Origin of the sequence: Sulfitobacter sp. HI0027, from assembly GCF_001634775.1 — a bacterium.
In the GTDB taxonomy this organism is placed as follows: domain Bacteria; phylum Pseudomonadota; class Alphaproteobacteria; order Rhodobacterales; family Rhodobacteraceae; genus Sulfitobacter.
Genome location: NZ_LWER01000183.1, coordinates 32,981 through 53,226 on the forward strand (window position 1 = coordinate 32,981; position 20,246 = coordinate 53,226).

A 20,246-nucleotide genomic window follows, 5' to 3' on the forward strand; every position below is an offset into this window, starting at 1 on the left:
GAAAGGGTGCAGCATGTCTGCTGCGAGATCAGGCCATCACGCCGCCCCCTAAAGGGCGCCATGTTTATCGAACGAAGCGTCGTCGGATGGAATATGTGGCACATTTGATCATGGGCCTTGCATAGCCGCCCTTCATCCCCCACGTAAAGCCCCAATCGCAGCGCGCCGCCCTCAAGGGGCATCGGCGCTTGCACCTGCGGCCCCAGAAGATAAAATGGGGGCCGATACACTGACAAAGCGGTCCGGGCTATGGGGCCGCTTTTTAACTGGGGAACCCCGTATGTCCTGGACTGATGAGCGCGTAGAGACACTTAAAAAGATGTGGGGCGAAGGCCAGTCCGCCAGCCAGATCGCAAAAGAACTGGGCGGGGTGACGCGCAATGCCGTGATTGGCAAGGTGCACCGTCTGGGCCTGTCGAACCGCACCGCCGGGGCACCCGCCGCCGCAGCGGCCGCCAAGCCAGAGCCCAAGGCCAAGCCCGCAGCGCCCAAAGCCGAGGCCAAGCCAAAGCCCACCACCAAGCCAGCAGCGGAACCCGAGGCCGAAGCCGCCCCTGCGCCCGAAGCCGAAGAGCCCGCCGCAGCCCCGGCGCCCAAGCCCAACCTGCCCGCGCGCAAACAGATCATCCCCGCAGGCCAACCGCTGCCGCCGCAGCCTTCGGCCAATGAGATCAGCCCAGAGGCGCTCGCCAAGGTCAGCGAAGTCGAGAAGAAGGCCAAGAAGATCGGCCTGATGGAACTGACCGAGCGGACCTGTAAATGGCCCGTCGGCGACCCCGCGACCGATGACTTCTGGTTCTGTGGCCTACCCGTGCAACAGGGCAAACCCTATTGCGAGGCCCACGTCGGCGTCGCCTTCCAACCCATGAGCGCCCGGCGCGACCGCCGCCGCTAAGACCGGCGCGATGGAATGAAAAAGGCGGGTGGGTGTGATTGCCCTGCCCGCTTTTTCTTTGCCTCAAGGCACAATCAGCGCAGTTTCGGAGGCTTTGCCGGATCACTGCCGGGGGCCATCCGGGGCGTGTTCTGCAAAGGCTCCATTTGCGGCAAGTCAAAGCGCAGACCAACGCGGGCAAGTTTCTCCACCACCGCATCATTGGGGCCGAAAAAGCCCACGTCCATCGCCCCTGCCTCAATGCCCGAAAAGGTCAACGCCTCGGACGCCGCCCGCACAAGCGCATCCTGCGCGCGGGGGATCGCCCCGACGAAGGCCAGCAAATGCCCGCGCCCGCCGCCCGTATATTCAACCCCAACGAGGAACGCGCCTGCCGCCATGCCGGTGGCCGTCGCCAATTTCGCATCAATCGCGGCGATCAGCGTCTCAGGCAAGCCCTGCGGCGGGAACACGCGGTCGATGCCTGCCTCCACCTCGCCCGGCGCATGGGCCAAGGTGCTGCGCAGCCAGTCCATCGCCTCGGCAGGCAAGAGGATCTCCGACGGGGCCACGCCGATGTTCACCGCCATGCCAAGCGGCTGGCCCTCCAACATCGCGGCAATCGCCCGGCCCGAAAGCGCCACATAGGGAGACGCCTCCCCCACATGGGCCGACAGCCGCGCGGCGCGGTCGAAAACCATGACATAGCTATCGTCGAGCAGCACCGGGCTGATCTGATCGCCCTGCGGCTCATCCTCTAACAACATGAAAAGCTCAACATCGGCGATACGCTCGTAAAAGCGCAGGCGGGCGGCGTCATCCTCGGGGGCGGCCATCATCGCGGCATGGGCTTGGTCCAGCGGGGTCGGCTCAATCAGCCGGGCTGTCTTGGGGTCAGTTTGGGGCTCGGTCATTCATCACCTCGGACACGGCGGCGCGCAGACGGGGGAGGACCTCTTCCGCGAACCAGGGATTCTTGTTCAACCATCCGGTATTGCGCCACGACGGATGAGGCAAGGCAAAGACCCCCGGCGGATGATCGCGCCACCCCGCCACGGCCTCGGTCACATTGCGGAATCCGGGCAGGTGATACTTCATCGCATAGGCCCCGATCAGCACCGTCAGACGCAGGTCGGGCAGCATCTCGAGCACGGGCTTGCGCCAAGTTTGGGCACAGATACGCGGCGGCGGCAGGTCACTGCCCTTGGCGTCATAGCCGGGAAAGCAAAAGCCCATCGGCACGATGGCAACACGGTCGCGATCATAGAATGTCGCCTCGTCCAAGCCCAACCAGTCGCGCAGACGGGTGCCGGACATGTCCCAAAACGGCTTTCCCGCCTCATGCACCCGTTTGCCGGGCGCTTGGCTGGCAATAAGCAGCCGCGCGCCGGGTTTGAACCAGACGATGGGCCGTGGGCGATGCTGGGTCGCCGTCACGGCAAAACGCTCGGCACAAAGGCGACAGGCCGCCAGATCATCTCGGATATCCTTCATGAGGAGGAGATAAGCGGTAGGGCCGAAAGATAAAGGGCCGCAGCAGATCACTTCGACAAATATCGAAATAAAGCTTGCGTTAAGCTTACATTTCGATATTTCTAGAATCATGAAACATGAACCCGCAACCCCCGCCCTCACCCTCGCCGCCAGCAGCTTTGCCGCGCTTGGATCAGAACAACGCCTGTTGGTGCTGCGCACGCTGGTGCGCGCCGGATCAGCGGGGTTGAGCATCGGCACGCTGGGCGAACGCACCGGGGTGACCGGCTCGACCCTGACACATCACCTGAAACTCTTGGCCTCTGCCGGACTGGTGAAACAGGAAAAACAAGGCCGCAGCACAATTTGCGCCGCCGTCGCCTATGAAGAAGTGCGGGCGCTGGCGAATTTCCTGCTCACCGAATGCTGCGCAGACGCAATCAACGCATGTACGGAGCGTGATCATGGCTGAAACCACGCAATCCCCTCCCGTGCTCCATCGACTGGCGTTTTTGAAAGGCGCTTGGGGCATCACCTTGGCTCTTCTTGCCCTCATCGCCCTGCTGGATCCCCCGCAAATCGTGCCGACCGTTATCTTCACCGCCGAAGCGCTTTTGGGCACCGCCCCGTTCATCGCCTTCGCCGTGCTGGCCGTGGCCTACCTCAAAGCCAGCGGCGCCGAGAGCCTGCTCGCCCGCGCATTTGAGGGCAATCCGGCCCGGATGGTGGTCATGGCCGCCGCCCTTGGCGGACTGTCGCCCTTTTGCAGCTGCGAGGTGATCCCCTTTATCGCTGCCCTGCTCGCCGTTGGCGCCCCGCTGGGTGCGGTTATGGCCTTCTGGCTTGCCTCCCCCTTGATGGATCCGGCCATGTTCGCGATCACCTCCGGCACGCTGGGGTTCGATTTCGCCGTGGCGAAAACCATCGCAGCACTCGGCGTTGGCATGGTCGGCGGCTTCACCGTATTGGCTCTATCGCGGACCCCGCTCTTTAATGATCCGCTGCGCGCCCAGCCCGCGAAAAGCAGCTGCTGTTCTTCGGCCAAACCCTTCTCCGGCGCGCCGGTTTGGAAGTTCTGGCAAGAGCCCGAGCGCCGCGCGAGCTTTAGCGACACGGCGCTGACCAACGCGGTTTTCCTCGTGAAATGGCTTACGCTCGCCTATGTGGTCGAAGCCTTGATGCTGACCTACGTGCCCGCAGAATGGATCGCCAATATCTTGGGCGGCACCGGAGTCATGCCGATCATCCTCGGCGCTTTGGTGGGGGCTCCGGCCTACCTCAACGGCTATGCCGCCGTGCCCCTGATCGACGCGCTGCTGGCCCAAGGCATGACCCAAGGCGCGGCCATGTCCTTTGTCATCGCAGGCGGGGTAAGCTGCATTCCGGCGGCCATCGCAGTCTGGGCGCTGGTCAAACCGCATGTCTTTGCCGCCTACCTTGCCTTTGCCTTTGTTGGCGCCATCTTCGCGGGCATGGCTTGGCAATGGGTGGCATAATGGGGCACGGACATCATCACCACGTTGATCCCGAAAGCGGCGACGGCAAGGTCGCCGCCGCGGTCGGGATCAACATCGTCCTGACGGTGGCCCAAGTCATCGGCGGGATCGTGGCGGGCAGCCTGTCGCTCATTGCTGATGCCCTGCATAATTTCAGCGATGCCATAGCGTTGATCATCGCCTTTGCCGCGCGCAAGATCGCTCGCCGCCCGGCAGATGCGCAAATGACCTTTGGCTATGGCAGGATTGAGGCGGTGGCCGCATTGGTCAATTACACGACCCTGATCGTGATCGGTCTCTATCTTGTCTACGAAGCTGTGCTGCGGTTCTATGATCCCTCCCCCGTCGCCGGGTGGATCATTGTCATAGTCGCAGGCATCGCGCTGCTGGTCGACCTGGGCACGGCGGCGCTGACCTACCGCCTGTCGAAGTCCAGCGTGAACATCCGGGCCGCCTTTTTGCACAATCTGGCCGATGCGCTCGGCTCAGTCGCCGTGATCGTGGCTGGCAGCGCCGTGATTCTCTTTGGCTGGCATTGGGTTGATCCGGCAGCCACCTTGCTCATCGCGGGCTATATCCTCTGGCAATCCTTCACCGAAATGCCGGGCGTTGTGCGTATCCTGATGCTGGGCAGCCCGCCTGACATCGATGCCCATGCGGTGATCGCCACGATCAAAGACATTCCCGGCGTCGCCTCTGTTCACCATCTTCATCTTTGGATGATGGATGAACATGCCGCGGCGGTGGATGCCCATGTGGTGCTGACGGCAGAAACCCAAGCTACGCCTGCCGGGATTCGGGACCAGATCAAAGCGGCGCTGGCAGAACGCTACCACCTGCACCACAGCACGCTGGAAATGGAAAACGCACAGCAGTGCTGCGCGGAAGCGAAGGTCATCGGTCACTAAAGACGGGCCGGGCCGCCGCGAACCTAGGCCGCGGCCCGATCCCCGGAGGGTTTCTGGGGTTCTTCATCGCCGATCGGCCCGTCCCCGTTGACCATATCTTTGACATGTATCCCATGCGCCAACTCGCGCCCGGACCCATTGCCCAACGGCATATCGATATAGAACGTCGTGCCGGGGCCCGCGTTTTTGAAGTAGTCGATCTGACCGCCCAAGGCTTCGATGATCCGCTTGGAGATGTTCATGCCCAGACCGGTGCCACCCACGGCGCGCTGGTCAGACGAGTCGATCTGCGAGAATTCGTCAAAGACCTTCTCCCGCTTGGATTCCGCAAGGCCGATCCCCTCATCAATCACGCTGATCCGCACCTTATCCTCGTGCTTGACGGAGGTGACCTTCACCGTCGACCCCGCGGGCGAGAATTTGGCCGCATTGGACAGAAGGTTGGACATCACCTGCTGCAGGCGTTTTTCATCGGTGGCAATTCCCGCCGCATCCGAAGGCTTGGCATAGCGCAGCGTCACGCCCAAGTTGCCTGCAAAGGCCTGATTAAGCTCAATCGCGTCTTCGATAATCGTTTGCACTTCAAGCGGTTCGATATCAAAGCTCACCTTGCCCGCCTCGAACTTTTGCAGGTCGAGAATCTCGTTAATGATCGACGTGAGCCGCGCCGAATTGCGCTGCGCGATCTTCAAGACCTTCTCCATCTGAGGGGTCATTTCACCCAGAACCCCGGCGCAGGCCATATCGAGCGACCCTTTGATCGATGTCATCGGCGTGCGCAGCTCGTGGCTAATGGTCGAAACGAATTCGGTTTTTACCTTAAACGCGATCTTGGTTTTCTCATGCTCTGCTTTCAACTCTTCCAACTGGCGCAGGTTGGTGCGGTACATTTTCATGAAGATACGCGAGCAATCGACGATGAAATAAAGCACGAAGACCACGGTGAACAACTGGGTCCAGAGCTCGGACTCTATGCTCGCTCCGGTGCGGACGATGTCCCAGATTGGAATGAACAGGAATGTCGCCCCATAGATCGCAAGCCGCAGCATCAACACTGGCAGGATATGATGGTTGTTCATCGACGCAAAAAGCGCTGCCGCGAATAGGAAGAACAGCGGCAGAAAATGGGTCGTCGCCCCCTGCTGAAGCGCAATCCCAAGCGCGAAATAGCTGATCACCCCGGCGCTTAGCACCGTCCCGAGGTAGATGCGGTTCATGAACAACCGCGCCAAACGGGGGCTGCGCCCGCGCCACCGGGTGATGCGCAAGAAGAGAAGGTAGTCAAAGGTCTCGGAAATCGCGATAAAGATCAACGTCGTGATCGACAGCCAAAGTTCGTAGTAGAAAGCGGACAGGCAAATGGCCGCCGCAAAAATCATTTGCCGCTGCCAGAACAGGTTAACGCCGACTTGGGAATAATCCCGCATCTGCTGCACCTTAGTCGCGTCAGCGAGATGCGGCGTATGAATCGGCCCGTATGTTACTTTTTCCTGCGACATCGCTCTCGTTTTCTTCGGTCGGCTGCTCGAATGTCAGCATTCTGCCGACAAACGCCCTTAACATGTTGCATTTCGGCATCTTCGCACATGTTAGACGCGATCTTCCCCACTTCTACACCCGGAAATGGGACATAAGTATGGCCATTTCATGCAACTAGAGGTTAGCCTCTTGATAAGAGTTATTTTTACAGCGAATTTTCGAGGTCAAACATGAGTCTGCAAGGACGGAGCTTCAGTGGGAAATCTTGGCAGGATGTTCTTCCCGAACTGACGCCACAAGACGCTAAAGCGTTGGAAATTAAAAATAATCGCTTCCCCCGTAAACTCCTTGGCCCCAAAGCGGCTGAACCTGATCCCTACAGCCCAGAGGCCCTCGCCCGGGCCAATCCGTACATGCGCGCCACAACTTTGTCGTTTTTAAACATGCATCAGCACGGTGAATTATTCGTCAATTTCCTCCGGGCCCGACGCCGAATCTTTATCGATGACAAGCAATGGGATCTCCCTCAGGTTGATGGGATGGAGTTTGACCAATACGACACGCCCCGCGCGCGCTGGATCGTTCTGCACGAGTATGGAGAGGTCATGGGCGGTGTGCGTCTGATGCCCACCACCTCGACTTGCGCGCAATACAGCTACATGCTGCGCGATGCGCAGCTCGGGATGCTGCCGGACATTCCGCAGGACGTGCTGTTTTTCAAAGCGCCCGTCCGCGATGACATTTGGGAAGCGACCCGCCTTTTCCTGACCAGCGCGGTCCCCGCGCAGCGCCGCATTGCCGTGCAACGTATGCTCATGAACCAAATGGCCGGTGCCGCCTATGCCATGGGCGCAAGCCACGTTTTGGGCATCGTGCCGGCCACCTTTAGCCGGTGGATGACCCGGCTTGGCCTGATGAGCGCCGTGCCCGTGGGCCCCGTGCAAAACATCGACGGCGACCGCACGCAGGCGGCCTTGATGAACGTCAGCTACATCGGCGAGATGATTCCGACCGAAAGCACCCACACACTGCACTGACCAGCGCACCGAGTGCCGCGCCGATGAGCAAGCCGACATCATCCCGGCGGCTTGCCCAGCAACCGCGCTACAGACGGCGGTTTGAGCATCCGCAGCCCTGTCCGCGCCCTGCCCGCACGGCGACTTGCGGCAGCCACCGCCAGCATTTCGACATATTGTGGTCAAATTCGGTGAATAAACGGCTAAGGTACCTCTGATACAAGAGGCGCCGAGAGGCCGCGCTCAGCACCAACCGGAGCAGGGAATGCTGGAATTTGAAAATGTGTCCAAGTCCTTTTGGACGGGATCGCAGCACAAGGTCATCCTTGACCGGGTGTCTTTTCGCGTGGAACTTGGCAAGTCCTTGGGCATTCTGGCCCCCAACGGCACCGGCAAAACCACCCTGATCAACATGATGGCCGGGCTTGAGAAACCGGATGATGGTGAGATCAGGCGCAGCTGTAACATCTCGTTTCCATTGGGTTTTATGGGCGGCGTCGTCAACAAAGTCTCAGCCATGGAAAACGCCCGCTATATCGCGCGGCTCTATGGGCTCGACCCGGATTACGTCGAAAGTTTTTGCCGCTGGCTGTGCGGCTTGGGCGAATATTTCGACCAACCGCTTGGCACCTATTCCGCGGGGATGCGGGCGCGGTTCTCTTTCGCGCTGATGCTGGCGCTGGATTTTGACATCTATCTGATTGACGAAGGCATGCCCGGCACGACAGACGTAGAGTTCAACCGCAAGGCGGGCGACATTCTGAAAGAACGGCTGCAAACCACGACGATCATCATCGTTTCGCATCAGGCCCATACGCTTGAAAAGTTCGCCCGCTCCGCCGCTGTCCTTTTGGATGGTAAATTACATATGTTCGACACCTTGGAAGAAGCGAAACAGCTCTATGACTACGAAACCCAAGGCTAGGAAATTCCGCATCCGCAAGGCACCGCCGCCCGCGGCCTCCGGCGCATCGCCGAGCAGTGCAGCGAAAGCGCAGGCACCGCAGACCGATGCCGAAAAGGCCGAGAGAACGGCCAAGCTGCGCGCCGTGGCCGATGCAACGCAGGTAGAACCGTCGTACAGCAAGGAAGCCTTGGAACATGCCGCGCGCAGCGGCAAAACCTCGGATCCTGAAAGCCCCCGCAGCGGAGAGGTGTCGTCGGCCAAGGAAGTGTCGGCCGAGCAGGATATCGACGCGATCCGCCGCGAAGGGCTGACGGGCCGCCAATTGCGCATGGCGCGCCGCGTGGCGCAGAAACACGGGCTGGCACCGACCTCAGATTTCGACGCGGTGCGCCTTTTGCGCGCCAAGGGGATCGACCCGTTTCAGCGGTCCAACATGCTGGAACTCGTGGTGCCGCAATCGGGCGATCAGGGCGGCAACGCTCTGCCCGCCACCCGTGGGCAGCCCGGCGACGCAAAGGTGCAGCTGCCGCAGACCACCCCGCGCGGCCCCCGCGGCCTGCCCTCGACCGATGTGAGCCCCGCAGAGCGCCGCCAGCGCGAGATTTCGGATATTCAGCGCGACATCACCCGCCGCCGTCGCCGTAAAGCGGCTATGCTGATGGTGCGGCTCGCTTTCTTTGTGATGCTGCCGACCTTTGCGGCGGGCTATTATTTCTACAAAATCGCCACGCCGATGTATGCCACTGAAAGCCAGTTTCTGATCATCCAGAACGAAGGCGGCGGCGGCACCAGCCCCTTTGGCGGGTTACTGCCCACGCAATTCGCCAATAGCGCAGACAGCATCGCCACGCAGGCCTATCTGCAATCGAAAGACGCGATGCTGCGCCTTGACGAAGACGCAGGCTTTCGCACGCATTTCGCAGACCCGCAGATCGACGCGATCCAGCGGCTTTCGGAAAGCCCCACCAATGAGGAATCCTACAAGACCTATAAAAAGAACGTCAAAATCGGCTATGACCCGACCGAAGGCGTGATCCGGATGGAGGTCATCGCCGCCGATCCAGAGGTGTCGGAAGAATTCTCGAAACGCCTGCTCACCTATGCCGAAGAGCGGGTCAACGACCTGAGCAAGCAAAAGCGCGAAGACGGCATGCGTGACGCGCTCGAAGGCTATGAGACCGCGCAGACAAACCGCCGCGCGGCGCAGGAAGCACTGATCAAACTGCAGGTCGACAACAACGTCGATCCCGAAGCGATGATCGCCTCGATCCGGACCCAGATCACCAATTACGAAACCCTGTTGATTGAAAAAGAACTCGAACTCGCCGCTCTGCTCGACAACCAGCGCCCGAACCAAGCCAAGGTCGACGGCGCGCGCGGCGATGTGCGGCGGCTTCGCGAACAGCTGACCAAACTGCGCGAACGCATGACCGCCGCCAACGAAGGCGAAAACTCGCTGGCGCAACAGGCGGTCGCGGCGCAGCTTGCGCAGGCCGATCTGGCCGCCGCCGACATGGTGCTGCAAAGCGCGCAAACCGCAATGGAGCAAGCCCGAACCGAGGCCGGGCGGCAGGTACGCTACCTCACCGTGGCCGTAAATCCCGTGGCCCCGGACGAGGCAACCTACCCCCGCAAGTTCGAAAACACGATATTGGCTTTCCTTATCTTTGCAGGCATCTACCTGATGTTGTCCCTGACAGCATCCATTCTAAGAGAACAGGTAACTTCATGACCCAGCTGCGCATTGGCAACCTGACCGTCGGCAACGACCGTCCCCTCACCGTGATCGCTGGCCCCTGCCAGTTGGAGAGCGAAGACCACGCGCAGATGATCGCAGGCATCCTGAAAGAAGCCTGTGACGCGGCTGGCGCGCAGTTCATCTTCAAGGCCAGCTATGACAAGGCCAACCGCACCTCCCTCTCGGGCAAGCGCGGTTTGGGCATCGAAAAGGGTCTGCAAGTCCTGCAATCCGTGGCCCGCGCCAATGATGTGCCTGTGCTGACGGATGTACACAACGAAGCGCAATGCGCCCAAGCTGGCGAAGTGGTCGACGTGCTACAGATCCCTGCGTTCCTCTGCCGCCAGACCGATATCCTGCTGGCCGCTGGCGAAACGGGCAAGGCCGTGAACGTCAAGAAGGGCCAGTTCCTCGCCCCTTGGGAGATGCAGAACATCGTCGACAAGATCGAAAGCACCGGCAACAAGAATATCCTCTTGACCGAGCGCGGCACGACCTTTGGATACAACACGTTGGTTGCCGACATGCGCAGCCTGCCGCAGATGGCCCAAACCGGCTATCCGGTGGTGATGGACGCGACACATTCCGTCGCGCAGCCGGGTGGCAAGGGCGGCTCTTCGGGCGGGCAGCGTGAGTTTGCCCCGGTCATGGCCCGGGCAGCTGCCGCCATCGGCGTTGCGGCGATCTTCATGGAAACCCACGAAGACCCCGACCGCGCCCCCAGTGACGGGCCCAATATGATCTACCTCGACCAGATGCCGGGGCTGATCAATCTGCTGATGCAATTCGATGCGCTGGCAAAAAGCCATCCGCTGACTTTCTAAATTTATCCCAAAAAGCGAGTATTTGACGTGAGTAAACCGGCCTCCACCGTGACCCCGAACACTTGGGAATTTCTCCGCGATGCGATGATCACCCCGACAGGCTTTCGCGAGTATGACGCGCGTTGGAAATATCCCGACGACATCAACCTGCCCGGCATCACCGCGCTTGGCCTTGGCCTTGGCACGCAGATGCACGCGCGCGGGATCGAGCCTGTCATCGCCGTGGGCAATGACTATCGCGACTATTCGCTGTCGATCAAAAATGCTCTGATGCTTGGGCTGATGCAGGCCGGGATCACGGTCAAGGACATCGGCCCCGCCCTTTCCCCCATGGCCTATTTCGCGCAGTTCCACCTTGATGCTCCGGCGGTCGCCATGGTCACCGCCAGCCACAACCCGAACGGCTGGACCGGCGTCAAAATGGGCTTCCAGCGCCCCCTGACCCACGGCCCCGATGAGATGGGCGAGCTGCGCGACATCGTCCTGAATGGCCGAGGCGAGAAGCGCCCGGGCGGCGCCTATGAGTTCGTCGACGGCGTGCGCGAAGCCTACCTCGACGATCTGGTGGGGGATTTCAAGATGACCCGCAAGCTCAAGGTCGTCTGCGCCACTGGCAACGGCACCGCCTCGGCCTTCGCGCCTGAACTGTTCCGCCGGCTGGGGGTCGAGGTTGTCGATAGCCACAACACGCTGGACTACACTTTCCCCCATTACAACCCGAACCCCGAAGCCATGGAAATGCTGCATGACATGGCCGACAGTGTCCGCGCTTCCGGTGCTGATTTCGCGCTTGGTTTCGACGGTGACGGCGACCGCTGCGGTGTGGTGGACGATGAAGGCGAAGAGATCTTTGCCGACAAAATGGGCGTCATCATGGCCCGCGATCTGGTGAAACTTCACCCCAACAGCACCTTCGTCGCGGATGTGAAATCCACCGGGCTCTTTGCCTCTGACCCTGAGTTGCAGAAACACGGGGCCAAGGCCGACTACTGGAAAACCGGCCACAGCCACATGAAGCGCCGCGTCAAAGAACTGGGCGCGCTGGCGGGCTTTGAGAAATCCGGCCACTATTTCTTGGCCGAGCCGATTGGCCGGGGCTATGACTGCGGCATGCGCGTCGCGGTGGAAATCTGCAAGCTGATGGACCGCAACCCGGACATGTCCATGTCCGACCTACGCCGCGCCCTGCCCCAAACTTGGGCCACGCCGACCATGTCGCCCTACGCCGCAGACACCGAGAAATACGACATCCTCAACCGACTGGTTGAAAAGCTGGTCGCCAAAGCAGAGGCCGGAGACAAGATCGGCGGCCGCGCGATTGCCGAGGTGATCACCGTGAACGGCGCGCGCGTCATGCTCGACAACGGCGGCTGGGGCCTCGTGCGGGCTTCGTCCAACACGCCGAACCTTGTCGTGGTTTGCGAAAGCCCCGAATCCGAAGCCGAAATGCGCGCCATCTTTGCCGATATCGACGCAGTGATCCGAACCGAGCCGGGCGTCGGCGACTACGATCAATCGATCTGATCCGGCCCTTCGGCGACTTGAATAAGAAAGGCCCGGGGCAATGCCACCGGGCCTTTTTTCTTTTGATCTGAAAGGGCTTACTTTAGTGCCGCTTCGCAAAAGGCGCGAATACGCTCCGCATCCTTCACACCCGGCGCACTTTCAACGCTAGAGGACACATCGACCTGCCGCGCCCCGGTAAGGGCAATCGCCTCTCCGACGTTGTCTGCATTCAAACCACCGGCGAGCATCCAAGGCTTCGGCCAGCGCCGCCCTGCGATCAGGCGCCAGTCAAAGGCCAAACCGTTCCCACCGGGCAGAACCGCGTCCTTCGGCGGTTTGGCATCGACCAAAAGCTGATCCGCGACCGTCACATAGTCGTTCAGCACCGCCAAATCAGCGCGGTCCGCCACCCCGACGGCCTTCATCACCGGCAGCCCATAGCGGGCCTTGACCTCGGCCACCCGCGCGGGGCTTTCGCTGCCGTGAAGCTGTAGCATGTCGAGAAACGGCACCGCCGCGAGCAGCGCATCAAGCGCTGCATCATCCGCGTTGACGGTCAGTGCGACTTTGCAAATGCCATCTGGCACCGCTTCCGTCATATGGGCTGCGGCCTCAAGCGACAGATGGCGTGGGGATTTTTCGAAAAAGACGAAGCCCAGTGTCCGTGCGCCCGCCAAAAGGGCGGCGGGCACATCCGCGGGGTCGGTCAAACCGCAAATTTTTACGTTAACATTCTCGGGCATGGGTGGGGTTTAGCCTGCTTCGTCCAGCAGCGCCAGCACCTCATCCTTGCCCTGATGCTTCTCTTCCTTAAGGCGGATCACTTCACGCTCCAGCCGACGCCGCTCGCGGGCCTGTCGCGCCAGTTCGGCCCGGTGGCCGTGCTCTCGGATCCATTCCCAGACAAAACCGACCAAGAGACCCACGATGATCCCGCCAAGGATTACAATAAAGAGCGGCAGTTCCACGGATGGGTTCACCGCAAACCAACCTGAAATCTCGGTTGGAAGCACCTGAAGTGTCACGATATTTCGGTTCGCCAAGGCAACGGAAACCAGCGCCACCGCGAACAGCGCGATGCAGGCATAACGAATGTAACGCATCAGCTTTTCCCGTTCAGCCGGTCGCGCAGTAACTTGCCGGTCTTGAAGAAGGGCACGTGCTTTTCTTCGACATTCACTGTCTCACCGGTGCGCGGGTTGCGCCCTACGCGGGCATCGCGTTTTTTGACGGAAAAAGCGCCAAAGCCGCGCAGTTCAACCCGGTCCCCACGCGACATGGCGCCCGTGATCTCGTCAAAGACCGTGTTTACGATCCGCTCAACATCACGTTGATAAAGATGCGGATTGTCGTCAGCGATCTTCTGGATCAGTTCCGACCGGATCATGGCACGTCCCCCGAGAATTTATTGATGTCTTAACCGACTATAGGAAATAACGCCCCACACGGGAAGGTGTTCCACCAGCACTGCGATAGATTTTTCGCAGCGAAACCCCTGTTATTTCGGCTTTTTTCCGCCGCATACTGCCCGCGAAGGCCCTGATGCACAGGGATTGAGCGCACATTTCTAATCCCGCTTTGCGATTCGACTGCGGGGCGCGAAGGCAAAAAGGCCTCGCATGTCGCCATGCGGGGCCTTCGCTAACTACACACATTCAACGTGGAATGTGTTTACTCGTCGTCGCCTTTCAGCGCCGCACCAAGGATGTCGCCCAAGCTCGCGCCGGAGTCGGAGGAACCGTACTGCTGTACCGCCTCTTTCTCTTCTGCGATCTCACGCGCCTTGATGGAGACGCCCAGACGGTGTGCTTTCGCGTCGACATTGGTGATGCGCACGTCAACCTTGTCACCGACCGAGAAACGCTCAGGGCGCTGTTCGGCACGGTCACGGCTGAGGTCGGAACGACGGATGAAGCTCTTCATGCCTTCGTATTCGACTTCGATGCCACCTTCTTCGATGGAGGTCACGGTTACGGTCACGATCGAGCCGCGCTTCACGCCGCCAACGGCTTCGGCGAACTTGTCACCGCCAACGTTCTTGATTGAGAGCGAGATGCGCTCTTTCTCAACGTCGACTTCGGAGACAACGGCCTGAACCACGTCACCTTTGCGGTAGTCTTGGATCGCTTCTTCGCCGCGCTGGTCCCAGCTGAGGTCGGAGAGGTGAACCATGCCGTCGATGTCGCCGGGCAGACCAACGAACAGACCGAATTCGGTGATGTTCTTGACTTCGCCTTCGACTTCGGTGCCCTCGGGGTGTGTTTCAGCGAACACTTCCCATGGGTTGCGCATGGTCTGCTTGAGACCAAGGGAAACACGACGCTTGGCGCTGTCGATTTCCAGAACCATGACTTCGACTTCTTGCGAAGTGGACACGATCTTGCCGGGGTGCACGTTCTTCTTGGTCCAAGACATCTCGGACACGTGAACCAGACCTTCAACGCCCGGCTCCAGCTCAACAAATGCGCCGTAATCGGTGATGTTGGTCACACGACCGCTGTGCACGGAGGACAGCGGGTATTTCGCGCCAACCAGATCCCACGGATCTTCTTGCAGCTGCTTCATGCCGAGGCTGATGCGGTGCGTCTCTTTGTTGATCTTGATGACCTGGACCTTGATGGTCTCGCCGATCGACAGGATCTCAGAGGGGTGGTTCACGCGGCGCCATGCCATGTCGGTGACGTGCAACAGGCCGTCAACGCCGCCAAGGTCAACAAACGCACCGTATTCGGTGATGTTCTTGACCACACCATCGACGGTTTGACCTTCGGTCAGGTTGCCAATGACTTCGGCACGCTGTTCGGCGCGGGACTCTTCGAGGATCGCACGGCGCGATACAACGATGTTGCCACGACGGCGGTCCATCTTGAGGATTTGGAACGGCTGCTTGAGACCCATGAGCGGGCCCGCGTCGCGCACGGGGCGGACATCGACCTGCGAACCGGGCAGGAACGCAACTGCGCCGCCGAGGTCGACGGTGAAGCCACCTTTGACACGGCCAAAGATCGCGCCTTCGACACGCTCTTCTGCGGCATAGGCTTTTTCCAGACGATCCCAGGCTTCCTCACGGCGGGCCATTTCGCGGCTGATGACAGCTTCGCCACGCGCGTTTTCGACTTGGCGAAGGAAAACTTCGACTTCGTCGCCAACTTCGATTTTGGGGGATTCGCCGGGATCAGCAAATTCTTTGAGCTCAACGCGGCCTTCCATTTTGTAGCCGACGTCGATGATGGCTTGGCCCGCTTCGACAGCGATCACCTTGCCTTTGACGACTGTGCCCTCTTGGGGCGTGTCCATTTCGAAGCTTTCGTTCAGAAGCGCTTCGAATTCGTCCATTGCTTTAGTCATGTAGCTTTTCGTATCCTTATCAAATGTTTCTGGCCGCGCGGTTGTCTCCGCCGGTCTGGAGTTGCAATTGGTCGTCGTGGTGGCACCGTGCAAATCACGCCGGAGAAACTCCGAAGCAAAGGCACAGCGGTAAACCCGCAGCCGAACGCAAACAAAAGAGGGCCGGTTGGTACCGACCCTGCCCGTTATATCGCGCCCGAAGCTGTAACCGCCCCTTAGACAGGGCGCGTATAGGCCAATTTTGCCGCTCCTGCAAGGGCTATGCATGCGTTTGGCCGGTGATGTGCGGGGGTCTGCCGGGTGGAGGCGCTGCGAGGAGTGGCAAAAATCAGGGATGCTCGGCGCGATCCACGCGAGCGGAAAAGGCAGGCGGGGCCCGCCCCGCTAACGCGCCACCAAGCGCGCCCTACGACGCCTGCGCGAACAGCCTCACCGTAGACAGCCCCGTCACCCGACTGCCCCACCCCATCCGGCACCCAGACCCGGTGTCGGTTTTGGCGGATCGGCAAGATCGCCTTCGGCAAGCTCGCTGCCTTGAAAGCTGGCCAGATCCTCTACAAACTCCCACAGGCGCAGGAAGGTATAATCGACCTTTGCCAGATCTTCCTCCACCAGCGCCGGGTTCGACCGGTCGAGCGCGCGCAGGTCGCGCATCACGTCGCCGACCATCGGCTTTATCTCCTGCGCACATTCCCCGGCAAAGCGCCGCAGAACACTCTGAACCTCAGAGCGTTTCTGCTCCTGCGTGGTAATGCCTAGTTGCAGCGCCGTCTTTTGCAGGGCGTTGAAAGCCGAGCGCCGCAAAGTGCTTTGCGAAAGCTCATCCTTTGCGATGTAATCGCTACACCCGCCGCGCAGCGCCTCGATCGCCACCTCGGTTTGATCCGTCCCGGTAACCATCACGGTTGCCGCGGCACCGTTCTGCGGATGTGCCCGGATCATCTGCAGCCCGCGCAACCCGTCCCCATCGGGCAGGTTGTAATCCAGTAAGATCAGGTCAAACTCCCCCTCATCCAACTGCTGGGCTAGGGCGGCGATACTCTCCGCCTCGGTCATTCGGATGGGAAAGTCGAGCCCACCGCAAAGCCGTTTGATCCGCATGCGATCAAACCGCTGATCATCCACGATCAGGATACGCGCCACAGTTCCCGGTGTAGTCGTACCGCCTGCCGTATCGCCCGCGCCGGCCTCATGCCTTGCCACGCTCATCAGCTGTCCCCCTGCATTGCTCCGACATCTAGGCGCATGGAGCCTAACAAATGATTAACCCCCACCTATTCGCCACCGCCCCTGCAGAGGAATGTTGCGGTGACGCGGCGGGGCGGCTACATGAGCCGCCATGAGTGAAACAGAACGCCCCCGCCGCAACTTCTATGGCCGCCTCAAAGGCAAATCCCTGAAGAAGTCTCAAAAGACCTATATCGACGAGGATCTCGACGCATTGTCGCCGGGGGCCGTTGATTGGGAGAGCAATCCCGACCGCACACCGCTGGACCTCGACACGCTCTTTGACGGGCGCAAGGTCTGGCTGGAAATCGGCTTTGGCGGTGGTGAACATCTGGTGCATCAGGCGGGGCAAAACCCCGGCGTGGGCATCATCGGCTGCGAGCCATACATCAACGGTGTTGCGATGCTGCTGGGCAAAATCCGGCGGGCGGGCGTGGATAACCTTGCCATCCATCCCGGTGACGTGCGCGATATGTTCGATGTGCTGCCCGAAGCCTCCATCGACCGGGCGTTTTTGCTCTATCCCGACCCTTGGCCAAAAACCCGCCACCACCGCCGCCGCTTCGTCACGCCCGAGCATCTGCAGCCTCTGGCTCGCGTGTTGAAACCCGGTGCGATTTTCCGCGTGGCGACGGATATCGAAGACTACGTGCGCCAGACCCTTGAACAGGTGCCGCAGCACGGGTTTGACTGGCTGGCCGAAGGGCCGCAGGACTGGCGTGCGCCTTGGGATGATTGGATCTCGACCCGCTACGAGCAAAAAGCGCTGCGCGAAGGGCGCACCCCGCATTACCTGACCTTCCGCAAACGCTAAGCCCGAGCGCCTGATACCACCCTGATTACAATCCATTGCACGCGCGGCGATGGACGCTGCCGCCCGCCTGCGATAATAGGGGCCTCAAGCAGATTAGAGGTACCTCATGTCCAGTCACGGCAGCCCCATTCCCATGTCATCGCGCGCCTGCGGGCCGCTTAGCGGCACCGCCGAGGTGCCCGGCGACAAGTCGATCTCGCACCGCAGCCTGATCCTTGGCGCCATGGCCGTGGGCGAGACCACGATCACCGGGCTTTTGGAAGGGCAAGACGTGCTCGACACCGCTAAAGCCATGCGCGCTTTCGGGGCCGAGGTGATTGACCACGGCGGCGGCTCTTACTCCGTTCACGGCGTCGGCGTCGGCGGCTTTGCGGAGCCTGACAACGTGATCGACTGCGGCAATTCCGGCACTGGCGTGCGCCTGCTGATGGGGGCCATGGCAACCTCCCCGATCTCTGTCACCTTCACCGGCGATGCCAGCCTCAACAGCCGCCCGATGGCGCGGGTGACCGATCCGCTGGCGCTATTCGGCACGCAATCCGTGGGCCGCGCCGGGGGCCGCCTGCCGATGACATTGGTGGGCGCGGCTATACCTGCGCCGGTGCGCTATACTGTCCCGGTCCCTTCCGCGCAGGTCAAATCCGCCGTGCTGCTGGCGGGGTTGAATGCCCCCGGCAGAACCGTCGTGATTGAGGCCGAAGCCACGCGCGACCATACCGAGCGGATGCTGGCAGGCTTCGGCGCCGAGATCACGGTTGAGGACACGGACGAGGGCCGCATCATCACCCTGACTGGCCAGCCCGAGTTGAAACCACAACATATCGACGTGCCGCGCGACCCTTCCTCCGCCGCCTTCCCCGTTTGCGCCGCGCTGATCGTGCCCGGCTCGGACGTGCTGGTGCCGGGCATTGGGCTGAACCCCACGCGAGCGGGGCTGTTCACCACCCTGCGCGAGATGGGCGCGGATCTGACCTATGAAAACGAACGGACCGAGGGCGGCGAGCCTGTTGCCGACCTGCGCGCGAAGTTCTCACCAAACCTCAAAGGCATCGAAGTGCCGCCCGAACGGGCTGCCAGCATGATCGACGAATACCCCGTGCTCTCGGTCGTGGCGGCCTGTGCGACGGGCGAAACCGTGATGCGCGGCGTCAAGGAACTGCGCGTCAAGGAAAGTGACCGGATCGAGGCCATGGCCAGCGGGCTACGCGCCAATGGGGTTGAGGTCGAAGACGGGCCGGATTGGTGGATCGTCAAAGGGCTGGGCCACGGCAATATTCCCGGAGGCGCGACCTGCCAAAGCCACCTCGACCACCGCATTGCCATGTCGTTCCTGATCCTCGGCATGGTCGCGCAAAACCCGGTGCAGGTGGATGACGGCGGGCCCATTGCCACGTCTTTCCCGATTTTCGAACCGCTGATGGCGTCCTTGGGGGCGCAGGTCGAACGGCTGCCTGCGTGATAGGCGACCGGCTCATCTGGCTCAGCCTCTGCGCTGCATTGGCCTTTGCAGCCCTTGCGGGCTTTGCCGAAACCTACCTGCGCGCGGGGGGCATGGGGGTCTTGGATGGGCGGCTTCTGGGCTATGATCTGGCCGAGGCACGCGCCTATCTCGCCGCTCTCGACCCGAGGCAGACCGCACTCTACCTCGGCCAGTTCCGGCTGGCTGACACGGCCTTTCCTGCGCTTTTGGCGCTGGCGCTGTTGCTCTGGTTTCGGCGTTGGTCGGCGGGCGGGCTTCGGCTGGCCCTGACGCTGGCCGTCGCGCTCTACGTCGGGGCGGATTACACCGAGAACATGCTGATAGGGCGGCTGGTTGAACTGGGGCCAGAACGGCTGACGGCACAAGCGGTCGCGACCGCCAGCCTGTTTACGCAGGCGAAATGGATGATACTGGCGGCCTGTTTCGGAGCAGCCCTGCTGCTTGGTCTACGGGCGCGCAACGAAAGGAACCTGCAATGACGAAGAACACCAGCGGCGGCATGACCGTCGCCATCGACGGCCCCGCAGCGGCGGGCAAAGGCACGGTCGCCAAGGCCGTCGCGGCGCATTTCGGCTTTGCGCATCTCGACACCGGGCTTTTGTACCGGGCGGTGGCCGCGAAAACCCTTACCGGGATGGACGCCGAAGAGGCCGCGCAAACCCTCGCCCCTGTTGACCTTGAAGACCCCAGCCTGCGCAACCCGGATGTCGCGCAGGAAGCCAGCAAAGTGGCGGTGATCCCAGCGGTGCGGGCCGCCCTCGTGCGGTTCCAGCGCAGCTTTGCCACCCGCGCGGGCGGTGCCGTACTGGACGGGCGCGACATTGGCACAGTGATTTGCCCCGATGCCCCGGTGAAACTCTTCATCACCGCCAGCCCCGAAGTGCGCGCGCAGCGCCGCTTTGCAGAGCTTGCGGGCAAGGGGATTGAGATCACCTATGAAACCGTGTTGGAAGACGTCAAACAGCGCGACCTTCGCGACATGAGCCGCGACCAAGCGCCGCTGAAACCGGCCGACGATGCCAAGCAGATCGACACGACTGAGATGGCGATTGAAGATGCGGTGGCCGCCGCGGTGGCTCTCATTGAGGCCAAACAGGCCCGGCGGGGCTAAGTGCCGCGAAGCCGAGAGGGTGGGCGCGACCGCCCACCCCGATAT

The 20,246-nt window shown here is 61.3% G+C and carries 21 protein-coding genes; 13 read left to right on the plus strand and 8 right to left on the minus strand.

The window, feature by feature from the left end:
* The first annotated feature begins 280 nt into the window (after positions 1 to 280).
* Positions 281 to 895, plus strand: a complete 615-nt coding sequence (locus A3722_RS11560) for a GcrA family cell cycle regulator (RefSeq protein ID WP_067627803.1) — start codon at positions 281 to 283, stop codon at positions 893 to 895.
* Positions 896 to 969: 74 nt separating this feature from the next.
* Here A3722_RS11560 and A3722_RS11565 read toward each other — a convergent pair whose 3' ends face one another.
* A complete protein-coding gene (locus tag A3722_RS11565) occupies positions 970 to 1,752 on the minus strand; it encodes an SseB family protein (protein ID WP_067627807.1) in 783 nt (260 codons plus the stop codon).
* 16 nt (positions 1,753 to 1,768) lie between these two features.
* Positions 1,769 to 2,368 carry a uracil-DNA glycosylase family protein gene (locus tag A3722_RS11570; protein ID WP_150120171.1) on the minus strand — a complete coding sequence of 200 codons (600 nt, stop codon included), beginning with the start codon at positions 2,366 to 2,368 and terminating at the stop codon, positions 1,769 to 1,771.
* Between the two features lie 109 nt (positions 2,369 to 2,477).
* On the opposite strand from A3722_RS11570, the gene A3722_RS11575 reads away from it, so the two are divergent.
* From A3722_RS11575 to A3722_RS11585, 3 genes are read left to right on the plus strand one after another with little or no spacing between them, the layout of a single operon-like run.
* Positions 2,478 to 2,819, plus strand: a complete 342-nt coding sequence (locus A3722_RS11575; protein ID WP_067627805.1) for an ArsR/SmtB family transcription factor — start codon at positions 2,478 to 2,480, stop codon at positions 2,817 to 2,819.
* Positions 2,812 to 3,843 carry a permease gene (locus A3722_RS11580; protein ID WP_067628991.1) on the plus strand — a complete coding sequence of 344 codons (1,032 nt, stop codon included), beginning with the start codon at positions 2,812 to 2,814 and terminating at the stop codon, positions 3,841 to 3,843. Before A3722_RS11575 ends, A3722_RS11580 begins: the two co-directional genes overlap by 8 nt.
* Positions 3,843 to 4,751, plus strand: a complete 909-nt coding sequence (locus A3722_RS11585) for a cation diffusion facilitator family transporter (RefSeq protein WP_067628989.1) — start codon at positions 3,843 to 3,845, stop codon at positions 4,749 to 4,751. The genes A3722_RS11580 and A3722_RS11585 overlap by 1 nt, the downstream gene beginning before the upstream one ends.
* Positions 4,752 to 4,774: 23 nt before the next feature.
* Here the strand turns inward: A3722_RS11585 and A3722_RS11590 are convergent, their stop codons facing one another.
* Entirely contained in the window at positions 4,775 to 6,178 is a 1,404-nt protein-coding gene (locus A3722_RS11590; protein ID WP_236627396.1) for a sensor histidine kinase, read from the minus strand.
* A 282-nt stretch (positions 6,179 to 6,460) separates the two neighbouring features.
* Between A3722_RS11590 and A3722_RS11595 the strand changes: the two genes are divergently transcribed.
* The 5 genes from A3722_RS11595 (at position 6,461) to A3722_RS11615 (ending at position 12,239) form a co-directional block, all read left to right on the plus strand.
* Positions 6,461 to 7,267 (plus strand): acyl-homoserine-lactone synthase, encoded by an 807-nt coding sequence (locus A3722_RS11595; protein ID WP_067628985.1) that lies wholly within the window; start codon positions 6,461 to 6,463, stop codon positions 7,265 to 7,267.
* Positions 7,268 to 7,511: 244 nt separating this feature from the next.
* Positions 7,512 to 8,171, plus strand: a complete 660-nt coding sequence (locus tag A3722_RS11600) for an ABC transporter ATP-binding protein (protein WP_067628983.1) — start codon at positions 7,512 to 7,514, stop codon at positions 8,169 to 8,171.
* Positions 8,149 to 9,885, plus strand: a complete 1,737-nt coding sequence (locus A3722_RS11605; protein WP_067916141.1) for a capsule biosynthesis protein — start codon at positions 8,149 to 8,151, stop codon at positions 9,883 to 9,885. The genes A3722_RS11600 and A3722_RS11605 overlap by 23 nt, the downstream gene beginning before the upstream one ends.
* Positions 9,882 to 10,715 carry a 3-deoxy-8-phosphooctulonate synthase gene (gene kdsA, locus A3722_RS11610; protein WP_067626052.1) on the plus strand — a complete coding sequence of 278 codons (834 nt, stop codon included), beginning with the start codon at positions 9,882 to 9,884 and terminating at the stop codon, positions 10,713 to 10,715. Before A3722_RS11605 ends, kdsA begins: the two co-directional genes overlap by 4 nt.
* A 27-nt stretch (positions 10,716 to 10,742) precedes the next feature.
* Complete coding sequence (locus tag A3722_RS11615) at positions 10,743 to 12,239, plus strand: phosphomannomutase/phosphoglucomutase (protein ID WP_067626054.1); 1,497 nt, start codon at positions 10,743 to 10,745, stop codon at positions 12,237 to 12,239.
* A 77-nt stretch (positions 12,240 to 12,316) separates the two neighbouring features.
* Here A3722_RS11615 and A3722_RS11620 read toward each other — a convergent pair whose 3' ends face one another.
* The 5 genes from A3722_RS11620 to A3722_RS11640 all read right to left on the minus strand — a co-directional run bounded on the left by A3722_RS11620 (position 12,317) and on the right by A3722_RS11640 (position 16,778).
* Positions 12,317 to 12,964, minus strand: coding sequence for a phosphoribosylanthranilate isomerase (locus A3722_RS11620; protein ID WP_067626056.1), 648 nt, complete (start codon positions 12,962 to 12,964; stop codon positions 12,317 to 12,319).
* Between the two features lie 9 nt (positions 12,965 to 12,973).
* Positions 12,974 to 13,324, minus strand: a complete 351-nt coding sequence (locus tag A3722_RS11625; RefSeq protein ID WP_067626059.1) for a lipopolysaccharide assembly protein LapA domain-containing protein — start codon at positions 13,322 to 13,324, stop codon at positions 12,974 to 12,976.
* Positions 13,324 to 13,608, minus strand: a complete 285-nt coding sequence (gene ihfB, locus A3722_RS11630) for an integration host factor subunit beta (RefSeq protein WP_067626061.1) — start codon at positions 13,606 to 13,608, stop codon at positions 13,324 to 13,326. The genes A3722_RS11625 and ihfB overlap by 1 nt, the downstream gene beginning before the upstream one ends.
* Before the next feature lie 284 nt (positions 13,609 to 13,892).
* Positions 13,893 to 15,836, minus strand: a complete 1,944-nt coding sequence (gene rpsA, locus A3722_RS11635; protein ID WP_269084652.1) for a 30S ribosomal protein S1 — start codon at positions 15,834 to 15,836, stop codon at positions 13,893 to 13,895.
* 180 nt (positions 15,837 to 16,016) lie between these two features.
* Positions 16,017 to 16,778 carry a response regulator gene (locus A3722_RS11640; protein WP_067627289.1) on the minus strand — a complete coding sequence of 254 codons (762 nt, stop codon included), beginning with the start codon at positions 16,776 to 16,778 and terminating at the stop codon, positions 16,017 to 16,019.
* Between the two features lie 130 nt (positions 16,779 to 16,908).
* On the opposite strand from A3722_RS11640, the gene trmB reads away from it, so the two are divergent.
* The 4 genes from trmB to A3722_RS11660 all read left to right on the plus strand — a co-directional run bounded on the left by trmB (position 16,909) and on the right by A3722_RS11660 (position 20,201).
* The gene (gene trmB, locus A3722_RS11645) at positions 16,909 to 17,610 is read left to right on the plus strand and encodes a tRNA (guanine(46)-N(7))-methyltransferase TrmB (RefSeq protein WP_067627291.1); all 702 of its coding nucleotides are present in this window, start codon (positions 16,909 to 16,911) and stop codon (positions 17,608 to 17,610) included.
* Between the two features lie 106 nt (positions 17,611 to 17,716).
* Complete coding sequence (gene aroA, locus A3722_RS11650; RefSeq protein WP_067627293.1) at positions 17,717 to 19,069, plus strand: 3-phosphoshikimate 1-carboxyvinyltransferase; 1,353 nt, start codon at positions 17,717 to 17,719, stop codon at positions 19,067 to 19,069.
* On the plus strand, positions 19,066 to 19,569 hold the full coding sequence (locus A3722_RS11655; RefSeq protein WP_067627295.1) for a hypothetical protein: 504 nt from the start codon (positions 19,066 to 19,068) through the stop codon (positions 19,567 to 19,569). The genes aroA and A3722_RS11655 overlap by 4 nt, the downstream gene beginning before the upstream one ends.
* Positions 19,566 to 20,201, plus strand: a complete 636-nt coding sequence (locus A3722_RS11660; protein WP_067627297.1) for a (d)CMP kinase — start codon at positions 19,566 to 19,568, stop codon at positions 20,199 to 20,201. The genes A3722_RS11655 and A3722_RS11660 overlap by 4 nt, the downstream gene beginning before the upstream one ends.
* Positions 20,202 to 20,246: the final 45 nt, after the last annotated feature.

What these genes read in the sequence shown, in the direction of transcription:
- A3722_RS11560 (WP_067627803.1), top strand. Translation starts at nt 281, where the DNA reads ATGTCCTGGACTGATGAGCGCGTAGAGACACTTAAAAAGATGTGGGGC.
- A3722_RS11570 (WP_150120171.1), bottom strand. Translation starts at nt 2,368, where the DNA reads ATGAAGGATATCCGAGATGATCTGGCGGCCTGTCGCCTTTGTGCCGAG.
- A3722_RS11575 (WP_067627805.1), top strand. Translation starts at nt 2,478, where the DNA reads ATGAAACATGAACCCGCAACCCCCGCCCTCACCCTCGCCGCCAGCAGC.
- A3722_RS11580 (WP_067628991.1), top strand. Translation starts at nt 2,812, where the DNA reads ATGGCTGAAACCACGCAATCCCCTCCCGTGCTCCATCGACTGGCGTTT.
- A3722_RS11585 (WP_067628989.1), top strand. Translation starts at nt 3,843, where the DNA reads ATGGGGCACGGACATCATCACCACGTTGATCCCGAAAGCGGCGACGGC.
- A3722_RS11590 (WP_236627396.1), bottom strand. Translation starts at nt 6,178, where the DNA reads ATGCGGGATTATTCCCAAGTCGGCGTTAACCTGTTCTGGCAGCGGCAA.
- A3722_RS11595 (WP_067628985.1), top strand. Translation starts at nt 6,461, where the DNA reads ATGAGTCTGCAAGGACGGAGCTTCAGTGGGAAATCTTGGCAGGATGTT.
- A3722_RS11600 (WP_067628983.1), top strand. Translation starts at nt 7,512, where the DNA reads ATGCTGGAATTTGAAAATGTGTCCAAGTCCTTTTGGACGGGATCGCAG.
- A3722_RS11605 (WP_067916141.1), top strand. Translation starts at nt 8,149, where the DNA reads ATGACTACGAAACCCAAGGCTAGGAAATTCCGCATCCGCAAGGCACCG.
- kdsA (WP_067626052.1), top strand. Translation starts at nt 9,882, where the DNA reads ATGACCCAGCTGCGCATTGGCAACCTGACCGTCGGCAACGACCGTCCC.
- A3722_RS11620 (WP_067626056.1), bottom strand. Translation starts at nt 12,964, where the DNA reads ATGCCCGAGAATGTTAACGTAAAAATTTGCGGTTTGACCGACCCCGCG.
- A3722_RS11625 (WP_067626059.1), bottom strand. Translation starts at nt 13,324, where the DNA reads ATGCGTTACATTCGTTATGCCTGCATCGCGCTGTTCGCGGTGGCGCTG.
- ihfB (WP_067626061.1), bottom strand. Translation starts at nt 13,608, where the DNA reads ATGATCCGGTCGGAACTGATCCAGAAGATCGCTGACGACAATCCGCAT.
- rpsA (WP_269084652.1), bottom strand. Translation starts at nt 15,836, where the DNA reads ATGCATAGCCCTTGCAGGAGCGGCAAAATTGGCCTATACGCGCCCTGT.
- A3722_RS11640 (WP_067627289.1), bottom strand. Translation starts at nt 16,778, where the DNA reads ATGAGCGTGGCAAGGCATGAGGCCGGCGCGGGCGATACGGCAGGCGGT.
- trmB (WP_067627291.1), top strand. Translation starts at nt 16,909, where the DNA reads ATGAGTGAAACAGAACGCCCCCGCCGCAACTTCTATGGCCGCCTCAAA.
- aroA (WP_067627293.1), top strand. Translation starts at nt 17,717, where the DNA reads ATGTCCAGTCACGGCAGCCCCATTCCCATGTCATCGCGCGCCTGCGGG.
- A3722_RS11660 (WP_067627297.1), top strand. Translation starts at nt 19,566, where the DNA reads ATGACGAAGAACACCAGCGGCGGCATGACCGTCGCCATCGACGGCCCC.